This window comes from Azospirillum baldaniorum, assembly GCF_003119195.2.
Classification (GTDB): domain Bacteria; phylum Pseudomonadota; class Alphaproteobacteria; order Azospirillales; family Azospirillaceae; genus Azospirillum; species Azospirillum baldaniorum.
On record NZ_CP022255.1, the window covers coordinates 178,464 to 197,946 of the forward strand.

18 protein-coding genes are annotated in these 19,483 nt (G+C 69.4%); 14 read left to right on the forward strand and 4 right to left on the reverse strand.

Going from position 1 to position 19,483, the window contains the following annotated elements; genetic code table 11:
- The first annotated feature begins 197 nt into the window (after nucleotides 1-197).
- From Sp245p_RS23205 to Sp245p_RS23215, 3 genes are all read left to right on the forward strand, one after another.
- Nucleotides 198-881 carry a GntR family transcriptional regulator gene (locus tag Sp245p_RS23205; RefSeq protein ID WP_041813843.1) on the forward strand — a complete coding sequence of 228 codons (684 nt, stop codon included), beginning with the start codon at nucleotides 198-200 and terminating at the stop codon, nucleotides 879-881.
- A 94-nt stretch (nucleotides 882-975) separates the two neighbouring features.
- Nucleotides 976-2,025, forward strand: coding sequence for a phosphotransferase (locus Sp245p_RS23210; RefSeq protein WP_109138930.1), 1,050 nt, complete (start codon nucleotides 976-978; stop codon nucleotides 2,023-2,025).
- A 6-nt stretch (nucleotides 2,026-2,031) separates the two neighbouring features.
- Nucleotides 2,032-3,348 (forward strand): aspartate aminotransferase family protein, encoded by a 1,317-nt coding sequence (locus Sp245p_RS23215; protein WP_014199195.1) that lies wholly within the window; start codon nucleotides 2,032-2,034, stop codon nucleotides 3,346-3,348.
- Between the two features lie 54 nt (nucleotides 3,349-3,402).
- Here the strand turns inward: Sp245p_RS23215 and Sp245p_RS23220 are convergent, their stop codons facing one another.
- Together Sp245p_RS23220 and Sp245p_RS23225 are read right to left on the reverse strand one after the other, a co-directional pair.
- Nucleotides 3,403-4,023, reverse strand: coding sequence for a pentapeptide repeat-containing protein (locus tag Sp245p_RS23220; protein WP_014199194.1), 621 nt, complete (start codon nucleotides 4,021-4,023; stop codon nucleotides 3,403-3,405).
- Nucleotides 4,024-4,137: 114 nt separating this feature from the next.
- Complete coding sequence (locus Sp245p_RS23225) at nucleotides 4,138-6,060, reverse strand: methanol/ethanol family PQQ-dependent dehydrogenase (RefSeq protein WP_014199193.1); 1,923 nt, start codon at nucleotides 6,058-6,060, stop codon at nucleotides 4,138-4,140.
- A gap of 312 nt (nucleotides 6,061-6,372) precedes the next feature.
- Between Sp245p_RS23225 and Sp245p_RS23230 the strand changes: the two genes are divergently transcribed.
- The gene (locus Sp245p_RS23230) at nucleotides 6,373-7,737 is read left to right on the forward strand and encodes an ATP-binding protein (RefSeq protein WP_109138932.1); all 1,365 of its coding nucleotides are present in this window, start codon (nucleotides 6,373-6,375) and stop codon (nucleotides 7,735-7,737) included.
- Entirely contained in the window at nucleotides 7,734-8,381 is a 648-nt protein-coding gene (locus tag Sp245p_RS23235) for a response regulator (RefSeq protein ID WP_014199190.1), read from the forward strand. Before Sp245p_RS23230 ends, Sp245p_RS23235 begins: the two co-directional genes overlap by 4 nt.
- A gap of 21 nt (nucleotides 8,382-8,402) precedes the next feature.
- Here the strand turns inward: Sp245p_RS23235 and Sp245p_RS23240 are convergent, their stop codons facing one another.
- Nucleotides 8,403-9,422: a GlxA family transcriptional regulator gene (locus Sp245p_RS23240; RefSeq protein WP_014199189.1), complete on the reverse strand. Its 1,020-nt coding sequence runs from the start codon at nucleotides 9,420-9,422 to the stop codon at nucleotides 8,403-8,405.
- A gap of 140 nt (nucleotides 9,423-9,562) precedes the next feature.
- On the opposite strand from Sp245p_RS23240, the gene Sp245p_RS23245 reads away from it, so the two are divergent.
- From Sp245p_RS23245 to Sp245p_RS23265, 5 genes are all read left to right on the forward strand, one after another.
- Nucleotides 9,563-10,633 (forward strand): ABC transporter substrate-binding protein, encoded by a 1,071-nt coding sequence (locus Sp245p_RS23245; RefSeq protein ID WP_014199188.1) that lies wholly within the window; start codon nucleotides 9,563-9,565, stop codon nucleotides 10,631-10,633.
- Between the two features lie 26 nt (nucleotides 10,634-10,659).
- Nucleotides 10,660-11,757, forward strand: a complete 1,098-nt coding sequence (locus tag Sp245p_RS23250) for an ABC transporter ATP-binding protein (RefSeq protein WP_014199187.1) — start codon at nucleotides 10,660-10,662, stop codon at nucleotides 11,755-11,757.
- Nucleotides 11,758-11,765: 8 nt separating this feature from the next.
- Nucleotides 11,766-12,617 carry an ABC transporter permease gene (locus tag Sp245p_RS23255; protein ID WP_109139022.1) on the forward strand — a complete coding sequence of 284 codons (852 nt, stop codon included), beginning with the start codon at nucleotides 11,766-11,768 and terminating at the stop codon, nucleotides 12,615-12,617.
- Nucleotides 12,614-13,402 carry an ABC transporter permease gene (locus tag Sp245p_RS23260; protein ID WP_014199185.1) on the forward strand — a complete coding sequence of 263 codons (789 nt, stop codon included), beginning with the start codon at nucleotides 12,614-12,616 and terminating at the stop codon, nucleotides 13,400-13,402. Before Sp245p_RS23255 ends, Sp245p_RS23260 begins: the two co-directional genes overlap by 4 nt.
- Nucleotides 13,403-13,470: 68 nt before the next feature.
- Nucleotides 13,471-14,484: a proline racemase family protein gene (locus Sp245p_RS23265; RefSeq protein WP_014199184.1), complete on the forward strand. Its 1,014-nt coding sequence runs from the start codon at nucleotides 13,471-13,473 to the stop codon at nucleotides 14,482-14,484.
- A 128-nt stretch (nucleotides 14,485-14,612) separates the two neighbouring features.
- Here the strand turns inward: Sp245p_RS23265 and Sp245p_RS23270 are convergent, their stop codons facing one another.
- A complete protein-coding gene (locus tag Sp245p_RS23270; protein WP_014199183.1) occupies nucleotides 14,613-15,314 on the reverse strand; it encodes a GntR family transcriptional regulator in 702 nt (233 codons plus the stop codon).
- Between the two features lie 162 nt (nucleotides 15,315-15,476).
- Here Sp245p_RS23270 and Sp245p_RS23275 point away from each other — a divergent pair, with 162 nt between their 5' ends.
- Genes Sp245p_RS23275 through Sp245p_RS23290 form a run of 4 tightly spaced genes read left to right on the forward strand, consistent with a single transcriptional unit; the run spans nucleotide 15,477 to nucleotide 19,436 of the window.
- On the forward strand, nucleotides 15,477-16,349 hold the full coding sequence (locus tag Sp245p_RS23275; protein ID WP_014199182.1) for an isocitrate lyase/PEP mutase family protein: 873 nt from the start codon (nucleotides 15,477-15,479) through the stop codon (nucleotides 16,347-16,349).
- A gap of 26 nt (nucleotides 16,350-16,375) precedes the next feature.
- A complete protein-coding gene (gene leuC, locus Sp245p_RS23280; RefSeq protein ID WP_014199181.1) occupies nucleotides 16,376-17,791 on the forward strand; it encodes a 3-isopropylmalate dehydratase large subunit in 1,416 nt (471 codons plus the stop codon).
- Between the two features lies 1 nt (nucleotide 17,792).
- Nucleotides 17,793-18,419, forward strand: a complete 627-nt coding sequence (gene leuD, locus Sp245p_RS23285) for a 3-isopropylmalate dehydratase small subunit (RefSeq protein ID WP_014199180.1) — start codon at nucleotides 17,793-17,795, stop codon at nucleotides 18,417-18,419.
- 57 nt (nucleotides 18,420-18,476) lie between these two features.
- Nucleotides 18,477-19,436 carry an ABC transporter substrate-binding protein gene (locus Sp245p_RS23290; RefSeq protein WP_014199179.1) on the forward strand — a complete coding sequence of 320 codons (960 nt, stop codon included), beginning with the start codon at nucleotides 18,477-18,479 and terminating at the stop codon, nucleotides 19,434-19,436.
- Nucleotides 19,437-19,483: the final 47 nt, after the last annotated feature.

A 19,483-nucleotide genomic window follows, 5' to 3' on the forward strand; every position in this document is an offset into this window, starting at 1 on the left:
TGTCGGTACGCTCGGCAAAAGCGCAACCCCCCTCACCGGCCCTTCGGGCCACCCTCTCCCCAGAGGGGAGAGGGTTATGAGAAAGCCAATTGCAACAGTTCCGCATGATCGCTCAGACCGGCTTGACCTGCGCCCACCTTCACGTCATGATGATGCATCATGCATCGGATGACCGGCAGCGGCGGGAAGGGCGGAGGATGAGCGGGTTCGATCTCACCCTTCTCGAACACGACAATCTCGGCGGCACGATTTACCAGAAATTGTGCGAGGCCCTGATGAAGGGCGCCTTCAAGCCGAACGACCGCCTCAAGATTCGCGATCTGGCCGACCGGCTGGGGACGAGCGTCACGCCGGTGCGCGACGCCATCCTGCGGCTGGTGCAGGATCAGGCCCTGATGCTGCGCTCGCCGCGCGACATCCGGGTTCCGATGCTGACCCGGGCCACGTATCTGGAGATCCGCGACATCCGCGTCAATCTGGAGGGGCTGGCCGCCGCGCGGGCCGCCGTACAGGCCACGCCCGCCCAGATCGCGGCTTTGGACGCCCTGCTCAAGCGCAACGAGGAGGCGATGGCCGCCGGCAACACCGCGTTGGCCACCGAACTCAACCAGATCTTCCATTTCACGGTGTCCGAGATCGCGGACATGCCGGTGCTCGGCGACATTCTGCGGCGGCTCTGGCTGCAGATGGGGCCGTTGATCGCCGACGTCTACGGCGGCGCCGGGCGCACGATGATCGACCATCACTACCCGCTGATGGACGCCATCCGCAGCCACGACGGCCCCGCCGCCGCCCGCGCCATCCAGGCCGACATCCTGCTGGCCAGCGGGCCGATCCTGGAGAGGATCGACGGCGTGCATCCCGAGGCGCTTGCCGTCTGATGTCCCGCCGATCCCATCCGCTTCCTCAGCCGATCCACCCGCCAATATGATGCATCAAACATTGACCGCTTCGCGCCACGAGGAGACACCGGCGATGACACCGGCCCCGACCCAGGGTGACGTTCTGACCACCGCCGCGCCGGCAATCTCCATGGAGGAGGCTGGCGCCATTCTGCAACGGTGGTTCGGCGTGGCCGGCACCGTCCGCGAACTGAGCAGCGAGCGCGACCGCAATTTCCACATCGCCACGCCGGATGGACAGGGCTATGTGCTGAAGTTCACCAACCCGGCGGAGCCGCAACCCGTCACAAGCTTCCAGACGGGGGCCATGCAGCATGTGGCCGACCGTGACCCGGCCTTGCCGGTGCCGCGGGTCGTGCCGACGCTGGACGGGGAGGCCCAGGCGATCGTCCACATCGACGGCAGCGCCATGGTGCTGCGGCTGCTGACCTATCTCGAAGGGACGCCGCTCCACGCCGCTCCGCCCTCGCCGGGGCTGATGCGGGCGCTGGGAACGACGCTGGCCCGGCTGGATCGGGCGCTGGCCGACTACGAGCATCCCGGCTCGGAGCGCGACCTGCTGTGGGACATCAGCCGCACCGCCGGCGTCGCCGACCGGCTGCACTATGTGACCGACGACCGGCGGCGCCGGATGGTCGAGCGCTTCGTCGCCCGCTTCATCGACGAGATCGCCCCCCGGCTGCCCGCCCTGCGCCATCAGGTGATCCACAACGACCTGAACCCCCACAACGCGGTGGTCGATCCGATCGGGCACGAGACGGTCACCGGGATCATCGACTTCGGCGACGCGCTGCGGGCGCCGCTGGTCAACGATCTGGCGACGGCGCTCGCCTACCACGTCACCAGCGGCGAGACGCCCTTCGGCTCGGTGGTCGAGATGACCCGCGCCTACAACGCCGTGCTGCCGCTGACGGCGGACGAGGTGGACCTGCTGCCCGATCTGGTGGCGGGCCGCCTCGCCCTGACCATCGGCATCACAAGCTGGCGGGCGGCCGAATACCCCGCCAACGCCGCCTACATCCTGCGCAACGCCGAACGCGCCTTCGCCGGCCTGGACCGGCTGACCGGCGACGAGGCCGCCACCGCCCGCCGCCTGCTCCATCTCGCCTGCCAGAAAGTGTGAACCGCCATGACCATGATCAACGCCTACGCGCCCGACTCCGCCGGGACCCTGCCGGAGCGCGAGCGCGCCCTGATCGCTCGCCGCGAGAGGCTGCTCGGCCCGGCCTACCGGCTGTTCTACGCCGACCCGATCCATGTCGTGCGCGGCGAGGGCTCATCCCTCTATGACGCCGAGGGCAACCGCTATCTGGACGCCTACAACAACGTCGCCTCGGTCGGGCATTCGCGGCCGGAGGTGGTGGAGGCGATGGCCCGGCAGGCGGCCGTGCTGAACACCCACACGCGCTACCTGACCGACGGCATTCTCGACTTCGCCGAAGCCTTCCTGGCGGAGTTCCCGGCGGAGCTGTCGCACCTGATGCTGACCTGCACCGGCAGCGAGGCCAACGATCTGGCCCTGCGCGTCGCCCGCGTCCACACCGGCGGCACCGGCGTCGTCATCGCGCACAACGCCTACCACGGCGTGACCTCGGCGCTGGCCGAGATGTCGCCCTCGCTGGGCGCCGCGGTGAAGCTGGGCGACCATGTCCGCGTGGTGCCGGCGCCCGACGGCTACCGCATGCCGGAGGCCGAGGTTGGCGCCGCCTTCGCGCGCTCCGTGGAGGAGGCCATCGCCGACCTGCGGGAGAAGGGGATCACCCCGGCGGCGCTGCTGGTCGACACCATCTTCTCCAGCAGCGGCGTCTTCACCGACCCGGCCGGCTTCCTCGCCCCGGCCGTGGAGGTGATGCGCAAGGCCGGCGGTGTCTTCATCGCCGACGAGGTGCAGCCCGGTTTCGGGCGGCTCGGCACGCACATGTGGGGCTTCGCGCGCCACGGGCTGGTGCCCGACATCGTGACGGTCGGCAAGCCGATGGGCAATGGACACCCGGTGGCCGGCGCGGTGTTCCGGCCGGAGGTGATCGAGGCGTTCGGCAAGAGCCAGCGCTATTTCAACACCTTCGGCGGCAACCCGGTGTCCTGCGCGGTGGCGCTGGCGGTGCTGCGCGTGATCAAGGAGGACCGCCTGCAGGAGAACGCCCTGACCGTCGGCACGGAGATGATCGACGGCCTGCGCGCGCTCGCCGCCAAGCACGAGCTGATCGGCGACGTGCGCGGCAGCGGTCTGTTCATCGGCGTCGAGATGGTGCGCGACCGCAAGCTCAAGACCCCGGCGTCGGAGGAGACGGCCCGCGTGGTGAACGGGATGCGCCAGCGCCGGGTGCTGATCAGCGCGACCGGGCAGGAGGGGCACATCCTGAAGATCCGCCCGCCGCTGGTCTTCTCGTCCGAGGACGCGAAGCTGTTCCTCGCCACGCTCGACGAGGTGCTGACGGCGCTGTAAGTGACGGCGCTTTAAGCCGCGCCGCTGAGTCTCTTCCGCCCGCCGGCCTTCCCGTCACCAGTCGGTGGGGCAGGAGCGGCAATCGGTCATCAGCGCGTCCTGGAAGATGGCGAAGCGGATCTTCGCGCCCTCCAGGTTGGCCTGCGACAGGTTGGTCAGGGACAGCTTGGCCTCCTGGAGGTTGGCGCCCTCCAGGTTGGCGCCGGTGAGGTCGGCCTTGTCGGCGCGCAACGCCTCCAGATTGGCAGCGGTCAGGTCGGCCTGCCGCAGGTCGGCGCCGTTGGCGCGGGCGAACTCCAGGTTGGCGCCGCGCAGGCGGGCGCCGGACAGGCGCGTGCCCTGAAGGAAGGCGGTGCGCAGATCGGCGCCGTCGAGGATGGCCCCGCTGAGGTCGGCCCCGCGCAGATCGGCGTGGCGCAGGTCGGCGCGCATCAGGTTGGCGCCGCGCAGGTCGGCGCCGGCCAGCGACAGGCTGCGCAGGTTGCGGTGGCGCAGGTCGATGCCGGGGCAGACCGCCTTGGCCGTCAGGACACAGCCGGCGACCTCGGTGACGCGCTCCTCCTCGCCGCCGCCGAGGCTGGCGGTTTCCACCTCCGCCGCCAGCGGGGCGGTGAGCGGGCCGGACAGGGACAGCAGGGTGCACAGGGCGAAGGCGGGCCGGAAGAAGCGGTTCATGGGGGAGAACTCCCATCGCTGCAATGCATGGAGACCGGGGCGGGGGAACGGGCCGGACCGCCCGCTTTCCCCGCCCCGGCGGGCGGTCACTTGGTGGTGGTCACTCGGTGGCGGTCATTTGGCGCTGGAGACCTTCACGTCGGCCAGCTTGAACACCCAGAAGGAACCGCCCTGGGTCACGCGGGTGGTCAGGTCGGCGAGATCGCCGCCCCACAGCGGCACGGCGCCGCCGTAACCGGTGGTGATGCCGACATACTGCACCCCGTCCAGCTCCCAGGTGACCGGGGAGGAGATGATGCCGGAGCCGGTCTGGAACTTCCAAAGCTCCGCCCCGGACTTGGCGTCGAACGCCTTGACGTAGCCGTCGCCGGTCCCGGTGAAGACCAGCCCGCCGGCGGTCGCCAGCGTGCCGGACCACAGCGGCAGCTCCTCCTTGTGCTCCCAGGCGACCTTGCCGGTCGTCGGGTCGATGGCGCGCAGGACGCCGACATGGTCCTCGAACATCTTGTGGATGCGGAAGCCCATGCCGAGATAGGCGGAGCCGGGGTTGTAGCCGACATGCTCCGTCCAGTAGTCCTCCTTCCAGTGGTTGGCGGCGATGTAGAACAGGCCGGTGTCCTCGCTGTAGGACATCGGGTTCCAGTTCTTGCCGCCGAGGAAGGGCGGAGAGACCTCGACCGCCTTGCCGCGCTTCTCGCCCTCGGCGGGGGGCGGCGGGCGCTGGCCCTCCACCTCGATGGGGCGGCCGGTCTTCAGGTCGATGCCCTTGGCCCAGGTGATGCCGTCCACGAAGGGGAAGGCCGCCAGCACGCTGTTCGGCTTGTTCGCCTCGCCGCCCGCCGTCGCCAGCTTCGTCCGGTCGGTGACGTAGAAGAAGCCGTTGCGGTCGGCGTGGGCGGTCGCCTTCACCGTCTTGCCCGACGCGTCCTTGTAGTCGAACAGCACCAACTCGTTGTTGCCGGAGAAGTCCCAGGTGTCGTTGGGGGTGTGCTGATAGAAGCCCTTCAGCTCGCCCGTGGTCGGATCGACGTAGGCCTGGCCGGAGGTGTAGAGGCTGTCGCCGGGCCAGCGCGCCCAGCCGTTCCACGGCGCCGGGTTGCCGGTGCCGATGACGATGGTGTTGGTCTCCACGTCGAAGGTTGCGCTCTGCCAGGGCGCGCCGCCGCCGTGGTTCCAGGCCTCGACGAGCTGCCCGTCCTTGTCGCGCGGCCAGGACGGCGCCTTGGCGTTGCCGGTCGGGGTGCTGTCCTTGCCGTCGAGCCGGCCCATGTGGCCCTCGACCAGCGGGCGCATCCAGATCTCGTCGCCGGTGTCGGGATCGCGGGCGAACAGGCGGCCGACCACGCCGAACTCGTCGCCCGACGAGCCGTGGATCAGCAGCATGCGCCCGGTCTTCTGGTCCTTCACGACGGTGGGCGCGCCGGTCATGGTGTAGCCGACCTTGTGATCGGCGAACTTCTTGCGCCAGACGACCTTGCCGGTGTCCTTGTTCAGCGCGACGATGGAGGCGTCGAGCGTGCCGAAGAACACCTTGTCGCCGTAGATCGCCGCCCCGCGGTTGACCACGTCGCAGCAGGGCCGGATGTCGTCGGGCAGGCGGTGGGCGTAGGTCCACAGCCGCTTGCCGGTGCGCGCGTCCAGCGCGAACATCCGCGAGTAGGAGGCGGTGACGTAGATTACCCCGTCATGGACCAGCGCCTGGGTCTCCTGCCCGCGCTGCTTCTCGTCGCCGAAGGAGAAGGACCAGGCGGGGACCAGCCGCGACACGCTGTTGGTGTCGATCTGCTTCAGCGGGCTGAAGCGCTTGCCCTCCACCCCCATGCCATACATCAGCACGTCGCCGGCCGACTTGGCGTCGTTGGCGATGTCGTCCCAGGTGACATCGGCGGCCTGGGCGCTTCCCCAGGCCGCCGGAGCGGTGGAGGCGAGGAATCCGGCAACCACCGCGGTGATGATTCGGCGCCGAACCCGTCCGGCCCCGGTGTCTGTCTTGGTTTTCGGTTTGGTTCTCGGCTGGGTGTCCAAGGATAAAGTCATGCGTTTCCCCCGTGAAAGGCCGTTTTTTCCGGGGCGGATCGTCCGCCCGATCCGCCCCGGTTCCGGCACCGCGTCTTGCGCCCCCAATGTTCGTCTTGGCGGTTCTCGGTTCCATTGGACGATACGGGGACGAGATTCTTGCAACGCGCGTATGACGGCGTCCCGGAGGGGGCGGGAAAAATTCCCGGTGCCGCGGCAAAAGGCCCGTCCGCCCGCCGCTTCTTGGTCGAAGGACGCATAGCGCGGAGACCGGTCGCTTGGTTAACATTCCGTCGATGGTCCTATGGGGCGTGTCGGAAGGATCAGACGGCGATGTCGTTGCGAATGCGCATGCTGGCCCTGATCGGGCTGTTCCTGGCGCTGCTGGCCGTGGCCGGCGCGGCTGTGATGATCGCCAACGCGCGCGACGCCGTCCGCGCGGAAATGGCCTCCGCCCTTGATCTCGGCATCGCTGTCGGGTGGGCGGAGGCCGGGCGGGGGGCCATTCCCGATGCCGTCGCGGCGCTCGACCGGCTGGGCCTGCGTCACCTGCGCTTCATCGCGGGCGAGGCGGCTTCCGGTTCCCTGGGTGAGGGGAATGTCGGCCATGGTGCCGTTCCCGGCTGGTTCGCGGCCCTGATCGGCGTGGCGCCGCAGGCCCATGCGCTGACCGGTAGCGATGGGCGCGTCCTGTTGACCGTGGTCGCCGAACCGCAGGACGAGGTGGCCGAGGTCTGGGAGGACATGCGGGACCTCGCCCTGGCGATGCTGGTGGAGGGTCTGCTGCTGCTGGGCGCCGCCTGGATGGCGGTGGGCCGGGCGCTCGCCCCGCTCGCCCGCATCGAGGCGGCGGTGCGGCGCCTGCGCCAGGGCGTTTACGAACCCGGACCGCGGGGCGGCCTCGCCGGCGGCGGCGTGCCGGAGCTGGTCCGGCTGGGCACCGGCATCGCCGCTCTGGCCGAGGAGCTGGCCGCGGCCGGTCGGGAGAACCGCCGGCTCGGCCAGAGGCTGATCGAGGCGCAGGACCGCGAGCGCCGGGACATCGCCCGCGAAATCCACGACGAGCTGGGGGCGGCGCTGTTCGCCATCAAGGTGGACGCCGGACGCATCCTGCGCCTGAGCGAGGAGCCGAAGCCGGAAGCGACCATCAGCGAGCGGGTGGAGATCGCCGGACGCGCCCGCGCCGTGCTGTCCATGGCCGCGGACGTGCACCGGTTGAGCCGGCGCATCCTGGTCCGACTGCGCCCGGCCCTGCTCGACCAGTTGCCGCTGGGCGAGGCGCTGTCCGGGCTGATCGTCGAGTGGGCGCGGCGGGAGCCGGAGGTGCGCTGGTCACTGGACGTGGCCGAGGATGGAACACCGGACGGCATCGACGGGCTGGACGAGGTGCTGCGCCTGACGGTCTTCCGGCTGGCGCAGGAATCGCTGGTCAACGCCCTCCGCCACGCCCGGCCGACCAACGTCTCGGTGACGGTGCGACGCTGGACCGACCGGGTGGAAGTCGTGGTGACCGACGATGGGCCGGGGTTCAGGGAAGGGCCGGGCACGGCGGAGCAGGGTGGATTGGGCATCGCCGGGATGGCGGAGCGGGTGAGGGCGCTGGGCGGCACGCTGCGCATCGGATCGGACGGCGGGCAGGGCACCCGTGTGGCCGCATGCCTTCCCTGTGTCCCGGCCGGGCTGGAAGGCGTGGCATGACCTTGACCATCCTCCTGGTGGACGACCATCCGGTGGTGCGCGCCGGTTGCCAGAGCCTGCTCGCCGAAGCCGGGCTCGGCCGTGTCGTCGAGGCCGCTGACGTGGCGACGGCGCTGGCGCTGTGGCGCTCGCAGCGGCCGGACGTGGTCATCCTCGACCTCAACCTGCCGGGTGGCGCCGGGGGAAGGGATGGCGGCGGGATGGAGGTGTTGCGGGCGATCCGGGCGGAAAACCCGGCGGTGCCGGTGCTGATCTTCAGCATGCACGAGGATCCCGCCATCGCCGCGCGAGCGCTGAAAGCCGGTGCCAAGGGCTATGTCACCAAGAACGACGCGCCCGAGACGCTGGTGACGGCTGTGCGCTGCGTGCTGGCGGGCCGGGTCCATCTCGACCACGCGCTGGCGCGCGAGCTGGCGCTGATGGCGCTGGCCCCGACCGACGACCCGCTGGCGGTGCTGACCCAGCGCGAGCGGGAAATACTGGCGCTGGTGGGGCGCGGCCTGACCGCGGCGGCCATCGCCGAGGCGCTGGGCATCAGCCAGAAGACCGTCGCCAACGCCTGCACGCAGATCAAGGACAAGCTGGGCGCCGACAGCACGCGCGCGCTGATCCGCATCGCCATCGACCACGGGCTGGCGGCTTGAGCGTCCCCGTGGGTGGACCCGTCACGGCGGCGGAGCGTCCTCGCCGCGCTTGCCCTTGCGCGCCCGGCTGGGCATCTCGCCGAACTGGGTCTTGAAATCGCGTGAGAAATGGGCGGCGTCGGCGAAGCCGCAGTCGAAGGCGATCTCGGTGATCGTGCGGCGCGTGTGCTCCAGAAGCCAGCGGCCGTAATCCAGCCGCAGCCGGCGTTGGAAGGCCGACGGCGAGATGCCAAGCGCGGCCTGAAAGGACCGTTCGAGTTGCCGGGCGCTGACCCCGACGTAGCGGGCGATGGCCTCGACGGAGGGCGGGGAGTCCAGCCGCTGCTCGATGAAATGCGTCGCCTGACGGACACGGGCGTCGGTCACGCCGTCGAGGTTCGCGTAGAAATGCGCCTGCGGCAGCGCGCCGGGGCGGATGTCCTGGAGCATCATGTGGCGGACGGCCTGCCGCGCCTTCTGCCCGCCGCAGTGCCGCCCGACGAGGTAGAGGCCGAGGTCGATGGCCGCCGTCGATCCGGCGCAGGTGATCAGGTCGCCCTCGTCGATGAAGAGATGGTCCACCGAGGCGTTGGCGGCCGGAAAGCGCTCGCGGAAGGTGTCCAGCACGTTCCAATGGACGCAGACGCGGCGCGTGCCGACGAGGCCGGCGCGCGCGATGGCGAAGGTGCCCGTGCAGATGCCGAGAAGCCGCACCCGCTGCGCCGCCACCGCGCGCAGATAGGCGGTCACCGCCCCCGGCACCTCGTTCCGGTAATCGTTGCCGCCGCACACCGCCACGTAATCGAAGGGCGCCGGGGCGAGCAGATCGCTGTTGGGCGTCACCAACACGCCGCAGCTCGACTGGCGCGGCTGCCCGCCGACGCTCATCACCGTCCAACTCGCGTCGATCTGCCGGCTGCGCCCTCCGGGGTCGGCGGCGAGCCTGAGCGCGTCGATCAACCCGGAGAAGGCGGTCAGCGTGAACTGGTCGAGCAGCACGAAGCCGATGCGCAACCGGGGATCGGCGGGGGACGGGGCGTCGCGGTCGGGGACGTCCGGCATGTCGGGTTTGGGCGTCGGCATGTCGGAAATATTCAAGGATTCGGCAGCATTCTTCTATCGGAAAATACGTCGGAACAATTAGCTTTCGAACGAACCACGGCTCTGACGCCCGCTGGACCGACACCACGAAGGAACCGGTCATGACCCATACGCGCGCCGCCACCCGCACCGTCTCACGCTTTGCCGCCCTGACCGCCGTCCTGGCGGCCGGGGTCTCCCTGTACGCCCTGCCGGCCGCGGCCCAGGGCGAAATCCGCGTCGCCTGGTACGGCGGCAACTGGGGCGAGGCCTTCCGCACCTGCGTCGCGGAGCCCTTCACCAAGGCGACCGGCGTTCGCGTCGTGCCGGAGATCGGCACCTCGACCGCGACCTTCGCCAAGCTGCAGCAGCAGAAGGACGCGCCGACGCTCGACGTCGCCTACATGGACGGTGGCATCAGCGAGATGGCGCAGGCGGCGGGCGTGCTGGAGGCCATCGACCCGACGGGCGTGCCGAACCTGGCGAAGGCGTTGCCGGAGGCGATCTACAAGGCGGACGGGTCGATCTTCGCCGTGGGGTCCGGCTACTACTCGCTCGGCCTGACCTACAACACCAAGGAGATCAAGACCCCGCCGACCTCGTGGAACGACCTGTGGAAGCCGGAATTCGCGGACACGGTGACGATCCCGTCGCCGGCCAACTCCTCCGGCGTGCCGTTCGTCATGTTCCTGAACCGCATGTGGGGCAACCCGCCGGGCGACCTGTCCAAGACCTTCGAAAAGCTTAAGACGCTGAAGACCGCGCTCTACTTCGACAGCTCGGGGGCGGCGAGCAACGCCTACCAGAGCGGCGAGGCGATCATCGGCGCGCATTTCAACGTCGGCGCCTGGGATCTGGCCGACAAGGGCCTGCCCATCGGCTTCGCCGTCCCGAAGGAAGGCGTCTGGGCCACCGACGCCCGCCTGCATCTGGTCAAGAACGCTCCGCACAAGGCCGACGCCCAGCGCTTCATCGACACCGCCCTGACCCCGGAAGCCTCGGCCTGTCTGGCGGAGAAGCTCTATCTCGGCCCGGCGGTGCAGAACGTGTCGGTGTCGCCGGACGTCGAGCGCAAGCTGCCCTGGGGTGTCGGCGGGTCGGTCAAGAACCTCCAGCTCTTCAACTGGGCGGACATCAACCGGGACCGCGCGGCGATCACCGACGCCTGGAACCGCGAACTCGCCCGCCAGTGAACCGCAGCCAGCCGGGGAGCCCCTCCATGTCCGCGACGCCCAAGCCCGACGCCCTGCTCTCCATCCGCTCCATCGACAAGTATTTCGGCACATACCATGCGCTGAGGGACGTGTCGCTGGATGTGGCCCATGGCGAGTTCGTCGCCCTGCTGGGGCCGAGCGGCTGCGGCAAGACGACCCTGCTGCGCTGCATCGCCGGCTTCCTCTCCCCCGATTCCGGCACCATCCGGATCGGTGGGGAGGACGTGACGCGGCTGCCGCCGCACCGGCGCCCGCTGAACACGGTGTTCCAGCACTACGCCCTGTTCCCGCATCTGAGCATCCTCGACAACGTGGCCTACGGGCCGCGCCGTCACGGGGTGGCGCGGGGCGAGGCGCTGGAGCGCGCCCGCGAGGCGCTGGAGCTGGTCGGGCTGGACTCCGCGGCGGGGCGCCACCCGCGGGAGCTGTCGGGCGGTCAGCAGCAGCGCGTCGCCCTGGCGCGGGCCTTCGTCAACCGCCCGAAGCTCCTCCTGCTCGACGAGCCGCTGAGCGCGCTCGACCTGAAGCTGCGCAAGCGGATGCAGATCGAGCTGAAGCATCTCCAGGAGAAGCTCGGCATCGCCTTCGTGTTCGTGACCCACGACCAGGAGGAGGCGATGAGCATGGCGAACCGCATCGTCGTCATGAACCGCGGCGTGATCGAGCAGGTGGGTGACGGTCGGGCCATCTACACCCGCCCGGCCAGCCGCTTCGTCGCCGATTTCATCGGCGAGGCCAACCTGCTGCCGGGAACGGCGGAGGGCGACGCCGGGGTGCGGCTGGCGGTGGGGTCGGCGCTGCTGCCCCATCTGGGCGCCGACACGCGGCAGCGCTACACCGCGGTGCTGCGGCCCGAGCATGTCGAGTTGCTGAAGGAGCCGGAGGCGCCGGGTCTGATCACCGACCAGGGCTTCGTTGAGGACGTCATCGACACCGGCGGGCAGACCGTCGTGACGGTGCGCGTCGGCGAGCATCTGCTGGCCAGCCGCCGGCTGGGCATGGCGGGGGAGGGGCTCAATCCGGGGGCGCCGGTCTTCGTCGGCTTCCGTCCGGGGCACGTCCACATCATCGCCGAGCCGGCCACCCACCGGTCCGGACCATGAGCACGACCATGAGCGCCGCCATGAACCGAGCCTTGCCCCTGCTGGCGGCCCCGGTCGCCTTCTTCGCCGCCTTCTTCGCCGTTCCGATGATCGTGGTCGTGTCGTCCAGCCTGATGGCCGGCGGCGTGCCGTCCCTCGGCAACTACGCGCGGGTGCTGTTCGACCAGTATCACTGGGACGTGCTGGCGGCGACCTTCCGCATCGCCGGGCTGACCACGGTGGCCTGCGCGCTGCTCGGCTACCCGCTGGCCTATTATCTGGTGCGGGTGGTCAAGTCGCGGGCGTTGCGGCGGACCTGCGTCATCCTGCTGGTGCTGCCGCTGTTCACCAGCAACATCGTCCGCTCCTTCGGCTGGATGGTGCTGCTGGGTCGCAACGGCCTCGTCAACGACGCGCTGGTCGGGGTCGGCATCCTGGACCGCCCGATGCGCTTCCTCGGCACCGAGCTGGGCATCGTGATCGGGCTGGTCTACATCCTGCTGCCCTTCATCGTGCTGGCCGTCGGCAACGCGCTGGCCGCGGTGGACCCGGCGCTGGAGGATGCCTCCTCCGACCTCGGCGCCACGCCCTTCGACACTTTCCGGACGGTCACCTTTCCGCTCTGCCTGCCGGGGCTGATGTCGGGGATCGTCATGGTCTTCACTCTGGCGGTCAGCGCCTACGTCACGCCGGCCCTGCTCAGCGGCGGCAAGATCACGGTCTTCCCCATGCTGATCTTCCAGCAATACAGCACGGTCTTCGACGTGAACTACGGCGGCGCGCTCAGCATGACGCTGCTGGTCATGACGTTGGTCCTGGTCGGTCTGGCCGGCTGGATCGGCAACGCCGGGGCCAGCGCAACGGGGAGGAAAGCCCAATGATCGCCCGGCTTCTTCTGCGGGTGGTGTCCTGGTCGGTCATGGGCTACCTGATCCTGCCGCTCCTGGTCATCGTCGGGTCCTCCTTCACCGCCACCAGCTACCTCGCCTTCCCGCCGCAGGGGCTGACGCTCGACTGGTACGGGCGGATGCTCGGCGACACCTCCTATCTGGCGGCCTTCGGCACCAGCACCCTGCTGGCCCTGGTCGCCACGGCGGCGGCCCTGCTGCTCGGCGTTCCGGCGGCGCTGGCCATCGCCCGCTGCGAGTTCCCGGGCAAGAGGTTCCTGCTGTCGCTGCTGATGTCGCCGCTGGTCCTGCCGCACGTCGTGCTGGGCGCCGCCCTGCTGCAATACTGCGCGGCGCTGGGTCTGATGCGCAGCTTCACGGCGCTGCTGGTCGGGCACATCGTCATCATCATGCCCTTCGTCCTGCGCTCCGTCCTGCCGCAGCTGACGCCGGAGCAGCGGGCGCTGGAGGAGGCCTCCGCCGACCTGGGCGCCCGTCCGATGGAGACCTTCTTCCTCGTCACGCTGCCGCAGATCCGCAGCGGCTTGGCGAGCGGCGCGATCTTCGCCTTCATCTCCTCCTGGATCAACGTCGAGCTGAGCATCTTCAACACCACGGCGGAGATGACGACCATCCCGGTCAAGCTCTTCAACTACGTCCAGTACACGATCGACCCGGTCATCGCCGCGGTGTCCTCCATCACCATCGGCGTGGCGGCCCTGGCGATCATCATCCTCGACCTCACCGTCGGGCTGCACCTTCTGTCGGACCGGCGCTGACCGGTCCCGACACCCCCCGCTTCATCCCCCGATCCAACACTGAATCCGATCCACGAAAGGGTCCTTCCATGCGCATGCAAGACGCATTCGATGTCCTGTACACCCACACCGAGGGCGAGCCGCTCTGCATCATCCACAGCGGCATCCCCTATCCGGCCGGTTCCAGCATCCTGGAGAAGCGCCAGTTCCTGGAAACGCATTACGACTGGCTGCGCGAAGCCCTGATGCGCGAGCCGCGCGGCCACAAGGACATGTTCGGCGTCTTCCTGACCCCGCCGTCCGGCCCGGACTATGACGCCGGCCTGATCTACATCGACGGCACCCAGTATTCGCACATGTGCGGCCACGGCACGATCGCCGTCGCCATGGCGATGGTTGCCAACGGCCTCGTCCGCCGCGGCGAGAACGGCCGCACCATCATCCGCTTCGAGACCACCGCCGGCCTCGTCGTCGCCGAGGTGGCCCATGAGGGCGACCGGGTGCTGTGGACCAAGTTCGAGAACGTCCCGGCCTACGTCGCCGCGCAGGACGTCGAGTTCGAGCTGCCGGAGATCGGCCCGCTGAAGGCCGACATCGTGTGGGGCGGCAACTACTTCGGCATCATCGACCTGACCGGCACGTCGCTGCGCATCGGGCCGGAGAACGGCACCGCCCTGTCGCATTACGGCATTCTGGCGCGCGAGCAGCTCCGCCAGAAGGTGGCGATCCAGCACCCGGCGTCGGCGCACATCAACAACTTCAACTTCGTGACCTTCTGGCACGAGCCGACCATCGAGGGCGCCTTCTACAAGAACGTCCACGTCTTCAGCGCCGGCCAGCTCGACCGCTCGCCGGGCGGCACCGGCACCAGCGCCATGATGGCGATGTTCGAGGCGCGCGGGAAGATGGCGATCGGCGACACCATTCGTTCCGAGGGCCTGCTCGGCACCGGTACCTTCGAGGGCAGCCTGCTCGGCGAGACCCGCCTGAACGGCGTGCGCGCCGTGCGCCCGACCGTCAAGGGCACGGCCAGCATCCTCGGCACCGCCCGCTGGGTCATCGACCGCAACGATCCGGTCGGCGCCGGCTTCCTGGTCGCCTGACCGGCTCTTAGCAGCAGCGTCCTAGACTTCGTCCCGGCGTCCTCTCAGGGCGCCGGGACCTTTGTGCTGCGCCGATCAGGGCGGTCCACCTGCCCGTATCGGCGCGCCGTCTTTGTATACAATGAAGCTCACTCGGTTTTTGGGACCGTGAAGACGGCCCGCCCGGCGCGCACATGCGCGCGCATCACCGACGACGCCCATTCCCCATCACCGGCGGTCAGGGCTTCGACGATCTCGCGGTGGTGGTTCATGCTGCGGGCGAGGTCGCGCCGGCTGTAGCGGGCGAAGGTCCGCAGAACCAGCGGCATCTCCACCACCTGCCGGATCATCTGGCCCAGCCGTCGATCCCCGGCGATGTCGATCAGCAGGCTGTGAAAGCGGTCGTTCAGCGGCGTGATGCGCGAGAAATCCACCGCGTCGCCGTCCCCCACCACCGCCTCCATCGCGTCGCACAGCGCCCCCAGCTCCGCCAGATGCTGCGGCTTCGCGCGGCTGGCGGCGAGGCCAGCCACTTGGCTTTCCAAAGTCGCGCGCAGTCCAAAAATCTCATCGAGGTCCTGGATCGTCCAGGCGTTCACCTTGGCGCCGAGGTTGGGGACGAGTTGCAGCAGCCCGTCGGCGGACAGCCGGCGCAGCGCCTCGCGCACCGGGGTGCGGCTGACTCCGGTCAGCTCGGCCAGTTCCTGTTCGCGCAGATGGGCACCCGGCGGCCAGCGGCTGGCCAGGATGCCTTCCCGGATGAAGCGATAGGCGCGGTCGGCGGCGCGGTTGGAGCCGCCGCTAAAGCCGTTGTCCCATTGGGGTGCCAGAGCCCCGGCGCTGTCCGACATGCTGACCTCCCTTGCCCTTCTGTCCGGCAATCCGATTTTTTTCGGGTTGCGTTGTATACAATGGCGCACTATGTTCGTGGGCACAACAAATTAAACGCCCGGTTCCGGTGCGCTCTAGCGGAAGCCAACAGCGGAAGCGGCGACAAGGGAGGGATACAACCGGTGACGACACCCGCACAACGCCTGAAAACGGCGCTGGAGGCTCCCGGCCTTCACCTGATGCCCTGCTGCTTCGACGCGCTGTCGGCGCGGCTGATCGAGCAGGCCGGTTTCCGCGTCAGCCTGATGAGCGGCTTCGCCGTCTCGGCCACCCGGCTGGGGATGCCCGACACCGGGCTGATTTCCTTCGCCGAGATGCTGGACCAGCTCCGCAACGTTTGTCAGGCGGCCCCCGGCCTGCTGGTGATCGGCGATGGCGACACCGGCTACGGCAACGCCATGAACGTGCAGCGCACCGTGCGCGACTATGCTCGCGCCGGGGCTGCAGCGGTCCTGATTGAAGACCAAGTGAGCCCCAAGCGCTGCGGCCACACCAAAGGCAAGCAGGTTGTCGGGCGGGCCGAGGCGCGGATGAAGATCCGTGCCGCCGTCGACGCCGCCCGGTCGGGGGCCAACGACATCCTGATCCTGGCGCGGACCGACGCACGCGCCGTGCACGGCTTCGACGCGGCGCTGGAGCGCTGCCAGGATTTCGTGGAGGAGGGCGCCGACATCATCTTCATGGAGGCCCCGCACGACGAGACGGAAATGGCCGCCTTCTGCGCCGGCATCGACCGGCCGGCCATGGCGAACATGGTGCGCGGCGGCCAGACGCCGATGCTGCCGCCGCGCGAGCTGGAGGCGCTGGGCTTCAAGCTCGCCGCCTATCCGCTGACCCTGATGTCGGCGGCCATCGACGCCATGCGCGCCGCCCTGGCCGCGGTGGCGGACGGGCAGGAAAGCCGGGTGGCCCAGGCCGATTTCGAGGCGCTGAAGTCCCTTGTCGGCTTCCCCGACTATTACGAGCGGGAACAGGCCTACCGAGCCGCCGAATGACGGGCCGAATGACGGGAGGCAACGCCATGACCATGCCGCGTTCCATCATCGATAAGATCTGGGATCAGCACGTCGTCGCCGATCTGGGCGACGGGCGGGTGCTGCTCCACATCGACCGCCACATGCTGCACGAGGTCACCAGCCCGCAGGCCTACGCCGGGTTGGCCGCCGCCGGGCGCCGGCTGCGCCGCCCCGACCTGACCTTCGCGACGGCGGACCACATCGTCTCCACCGAGAACGGCCGCACCGACGACACGGTGCCCGGTGGGCCGGAGATGATCCGCGCCCTGCGCGCCAACGCCGAAGCCACCGGTGTCGCGCTGTTCGATCTGGGCGACGTGCGCCAGGGCATCGTGCATGTGATCGCCCCGGAGCTGGGGATCGCCCTGCCGGGCGCCACCTTGGTCTGCGGCGACAGCCACACCAGCACGGTGGGCGCGCTGGGCGCCATGGCCTGGGGCATCGGCACGTCGGAGGTCGAGCATGTCATGGCGACGCAGACGGCCATCCTGCGCCGCCCGCCGACCATGCGCATCACCGTCAGCGGTACCCGGCCGGCGGGTGTGTCGGCCAAGGACATGGTGCTGAAGCTGATCGCCACCATAGGCACCGCCGGGGCGACGGGTTACGGCGTCGAATACGCCGGCCCGGCCATCCGCGCGCTCTCCATGGAAGAGCGGATGACCGTCTGCAACATGTCGGTGGAACTGGGCGCGCGCTTCGGCCTGATCGCGCCCGACGAGGTGACCTTCGCCTATCTCCAGGGGCGGCCCTTCGCCCCGGCGGGCGCCCTGTGGGAGCAGGCGGTGGTGGCGTGGCGCGCCCTGGCGAGCGATCCCGGTGCCCGTTTCGACGCCGAGATCGAACTGGACGTCTCCAGCCTCACGCCGCAGGTGTCCTGGGGCACCAGCCCGCAGGACTGCATCGGCGTCGGCGAGACCGTGCCCGATCCGGAGCGCGAGGCCGACCCCAAGCGCCGGCAGGCGATGCGCCGGGCGCTCGACTACATCGGGCTGGAGCCGGGGACGCCGATCCGCGACCTGCCGGTGGACATGGTCTTCATCGGCTCCTGCACCAACAGCCGCATCGAGGATTTGCGGGCCGCCGCCGCCGTGCTGAAGGGCCGTCGGGTCGCCGCCGGCCTGCGCGCGCTGGTCGTGCCGGGCTCCGGCCAAGTGCGCCGGCAGGCCGAGGCCGAGGGGCTGGACCGCGTGTTCACCGCCGCCGGCTTCGAATGGCGGGAGCCGGGCTGTTCCATGTGCGCCGGGATGAACGCCGACCGGGTGCCGCCGGGCAAGCGCTGCGTCGCCACCTCGAACCGCAACTTCGAAGGTCGCCAGGGGCCGGGGGCGCGCACCCATCTTGCCAGCCCGGCGACCGCGGCGGCGGCGGCCGTGGCCGGCCGCATCGTCGATGTCCGCAGCCTGGAGGGGAGCGCCTGACATGCCGGAACCCGTCAATCGCATCACCGGGATTGCCGCGCCGCTGCCGCGGGCCAACGTCGACACCGACGCGATCATCCCCAAGGCGCATCTGCTGACCATCCACCGCAGCGGGCTGGGCGCCGGCCTCTTCTCCGAATGGCGGTTCGACGACGACGGTCGGGAACGGCCGGACTTCGTCCTCAACCAGGCGCCCTGGCGGGAGGCCAAGATCCTGCTGGCCGGCGAGAATTTCGGCTGCGGCTCGTCGCGCGAACACGCGGTGTGGAGCCTGATGGACTTCGGCATCCGCTGCGTGATCGCGCCGAGCTTCGCCAGCATCTTCCACGAGAACTGCCAGAAGAACGGTTTGGCCGCGGTGACTCTGGACGAGGCGGCGCTCGCCCATCTCGTCGCTTGTGCGCAGGCAACGCCGGCCGCCACCACGACGGTGGACATCAAGGCCAGCCGCGTCACCGCCCCGGACGGACGGGAGTTCCCCTTCACGATGGAGGCGGCGCGGCGGCAGGCGCTTCTGGAGGGGCTCGACGAGATTGGGGCCAGCCTGCGCCACGACGCCGCCATGGCGGCGTTCGAGGCGCGCGACCGGGCGCAGCGCCCGTGGATTCACGCCCTGCCCACCGCCTGACGGGTCCGGGTCAACGCGCATGGCCGGAAAGGCCAGCGGCAATTGGGAGGAACAGCGATGTCGTTCATGACCACGATGAAGCGGAAGGCGGCTTTGGGGGCGGCGGCCATGGGGGTGGCGCTCGCCACCCTGGTCCCGGCGCAGGCCGAGGAGATCACGGTCACCCACTGGGGCGTCCTGATGTACGGCGCGCCCTACGCCGTCGCCATGGAGAAGGGCTATTACAAGGAGCAGGGGCTGGACATCACCGGCGTCCTGACCTCCAAGGGCGGCGGCACGACCATGCGCAACGTCATGGCGGCGCCGATGCCCTACGGCGAGGTCGCCCTGTCGGCGGCGGTGGCCGCCATCAACCAGGGTCTGGACGTGAAGATCATCCACACCGGCGTCCGCACCGCGGGCGAGATCCTGTGGGTGACCAAGCCGGACTCCCCGGTCAAGACCGCCAAGGACCTGGACGGCAAGAAGGTCGCCTTCACCAGCCCGAAGTCGGTCACCGACATGCTGCTGACCATGGTGAAGGACAAGCACGGCATCACCGTGGACGGCGTGTCGGCGGGCGGCATCGGCGGCGGCCTGACCATGCTGGAACAGGGCGCGGTGGCCGCCGCCCCGGTGATGGACCCGATCTGGGCGCGCGTGCAGAACAAGTACCGCATGGTCTTCGCGGTCGAAACCGAGCTGCCGACCATGGTGCAGACCGTGGGCGTCACCACCTCGGACTTCGCCGCGAAGAACGGCGACAAGCTGAGGAAGCTGATCGAGGCGCGGCGCAAAGGGGTGGACTTCGTCTACGCCAATCCCGAAGAGACCGCCAAGATCATGACCAAATACTACGACATCGACGAGGCGGTGGCGCTGCAGGCGCTGAAGAATCTGGCGACGATCAAGTACTGGAGCGCCGGCGACTTCGAGTATGACGGGATGAACAACCTGATCAAGGGGTTGCAGATCATCGGCGAGGTCAAGGGCGAGGTCGACTGGTCGAAGCACTCTGACGCCTCGTTTCTGAAATAACCGCTCTGAAGAACATCCGCCTGACGCATCACGATGACCGGGAGGAA

Bases quoted from the DNA above. Each gene is read 5' to 3' on its own strand.
- Sp245p_RS23205 (WP_041813843.1), top strand. From the start codon at position 198: ATGAGCGGGTTCGATCTCACCCTTCTCGAACACGACAATCTCGGCGGC.
- Sp245p_RS23210 (WP_109138930.1), top strand. From the start codon at position 976: ATGACACCGGCCCCGACCCAGGGTGACGTTCTGACCACCGCCGCGCCG.
- Sp245p_RS23215 (WP_014199195.1), top strand. From the start codon at position 2,032: ATGACCATGATCAACGCCTACGCGCCCGACTCCGCCGGGACCCTGCCG.
- Sp245p_RS23220 (WP_014199194.1), bottom strand. From the start codon at position 4,023: ATGAACCGCTTCTTCCGGCCCGCCTTCGCCCTGTGCACCCTGCTGTCC.
- Sp245p_RS23225 (WP_014199193.1), bottom strand. From the start codon at position 6,060: ATGACTTTATCCTTGGACACCCAGCCGAGAACCAAACCGAAAACCAAG.
- Sp245p_RS23230 (WP_109138932.1), top strand. From the start codon at position 6,373: ATGTCGTTGCGAATGCGCATGCTGGCCCTGATCGGGCTGTTCCTGGCG.
- Sp245p_RS23235 (WP_014199190.1), top strand. From the start codon at position 7,734: ATGACCTTGACCATCCTCCTGGTGGACGACCATCCGGTGGTGCGCGCC.
- Sp245p_RS23240 (WP_014199189.1), bottom strand. From the start codon at position 9,422: ATGCCGGACGTCCCCGACCGCGACGCCCCGTCCCCCGCCGATCCCCGG.
- Sp245p_RS23245 (WP_014199188.1), top strand. From the start codon at position 9,563: ATGACCCATACGCGCGCCGCCACCCGCACCGTCTCACGCTTTGCCGCC.
- Sp245p_RS23250 (WP_014199187.1), top strand. From the start codon at position 10,660: ATGTCCGCGACGCCCAAGCCCGACGCCCTGCTCTCCATCCGCTCCATC.
- Sp245p_RS23255 (WP_109139022.1), top strand. From the start codon at position 11,766: ATGAGCGCCGCCATGAACCGAGCCTTGCCCCTGCTGGCGGCCCCGGTC.
- Sp245p_RS23260 (WP_014199185.1), top strand. From the start codon at position 12,614: ATGATCGCCCGGCTTCTTCTGCGGGTGGTGTCCTGGTCGGTCATGGGC.
- Sp245p_RS23265 (WP_014199184.1), top strand. From the start codon at position 13,471: ATGCGCATGCAAGACGCATTCGATGTCCTGTACACCCACACCGAGGGC.
- Sp245p_RS23270 (WP_014199183.1), bottom strand. From the start codon at position 15,314: ATGTCGGACAGCGCCGGGGCTCTGGCACCCCAATGGGACAACGGCTTT.
- leuC (WP_014199181.1), top strand. From the start codon at position 16,376: ATGACCATGCCGCGTTCCATCATCGATAAGATCTGGGATCAGCACGTC.
- leuD (WP_014199180.1), top strand. From the start codon at position 17,793: ATGCCGGAACCCGTCAATCGCATCACCGGGATTGCCGCGCCGCTGCCG.
- Sp245p_RS23290 (WP_014199179.1), top strand. From the start codon at position 18,477: ATGTCGTTCATGACCACGATGAAGCGGAAGGCGGCTTTGGGGGCGGCG.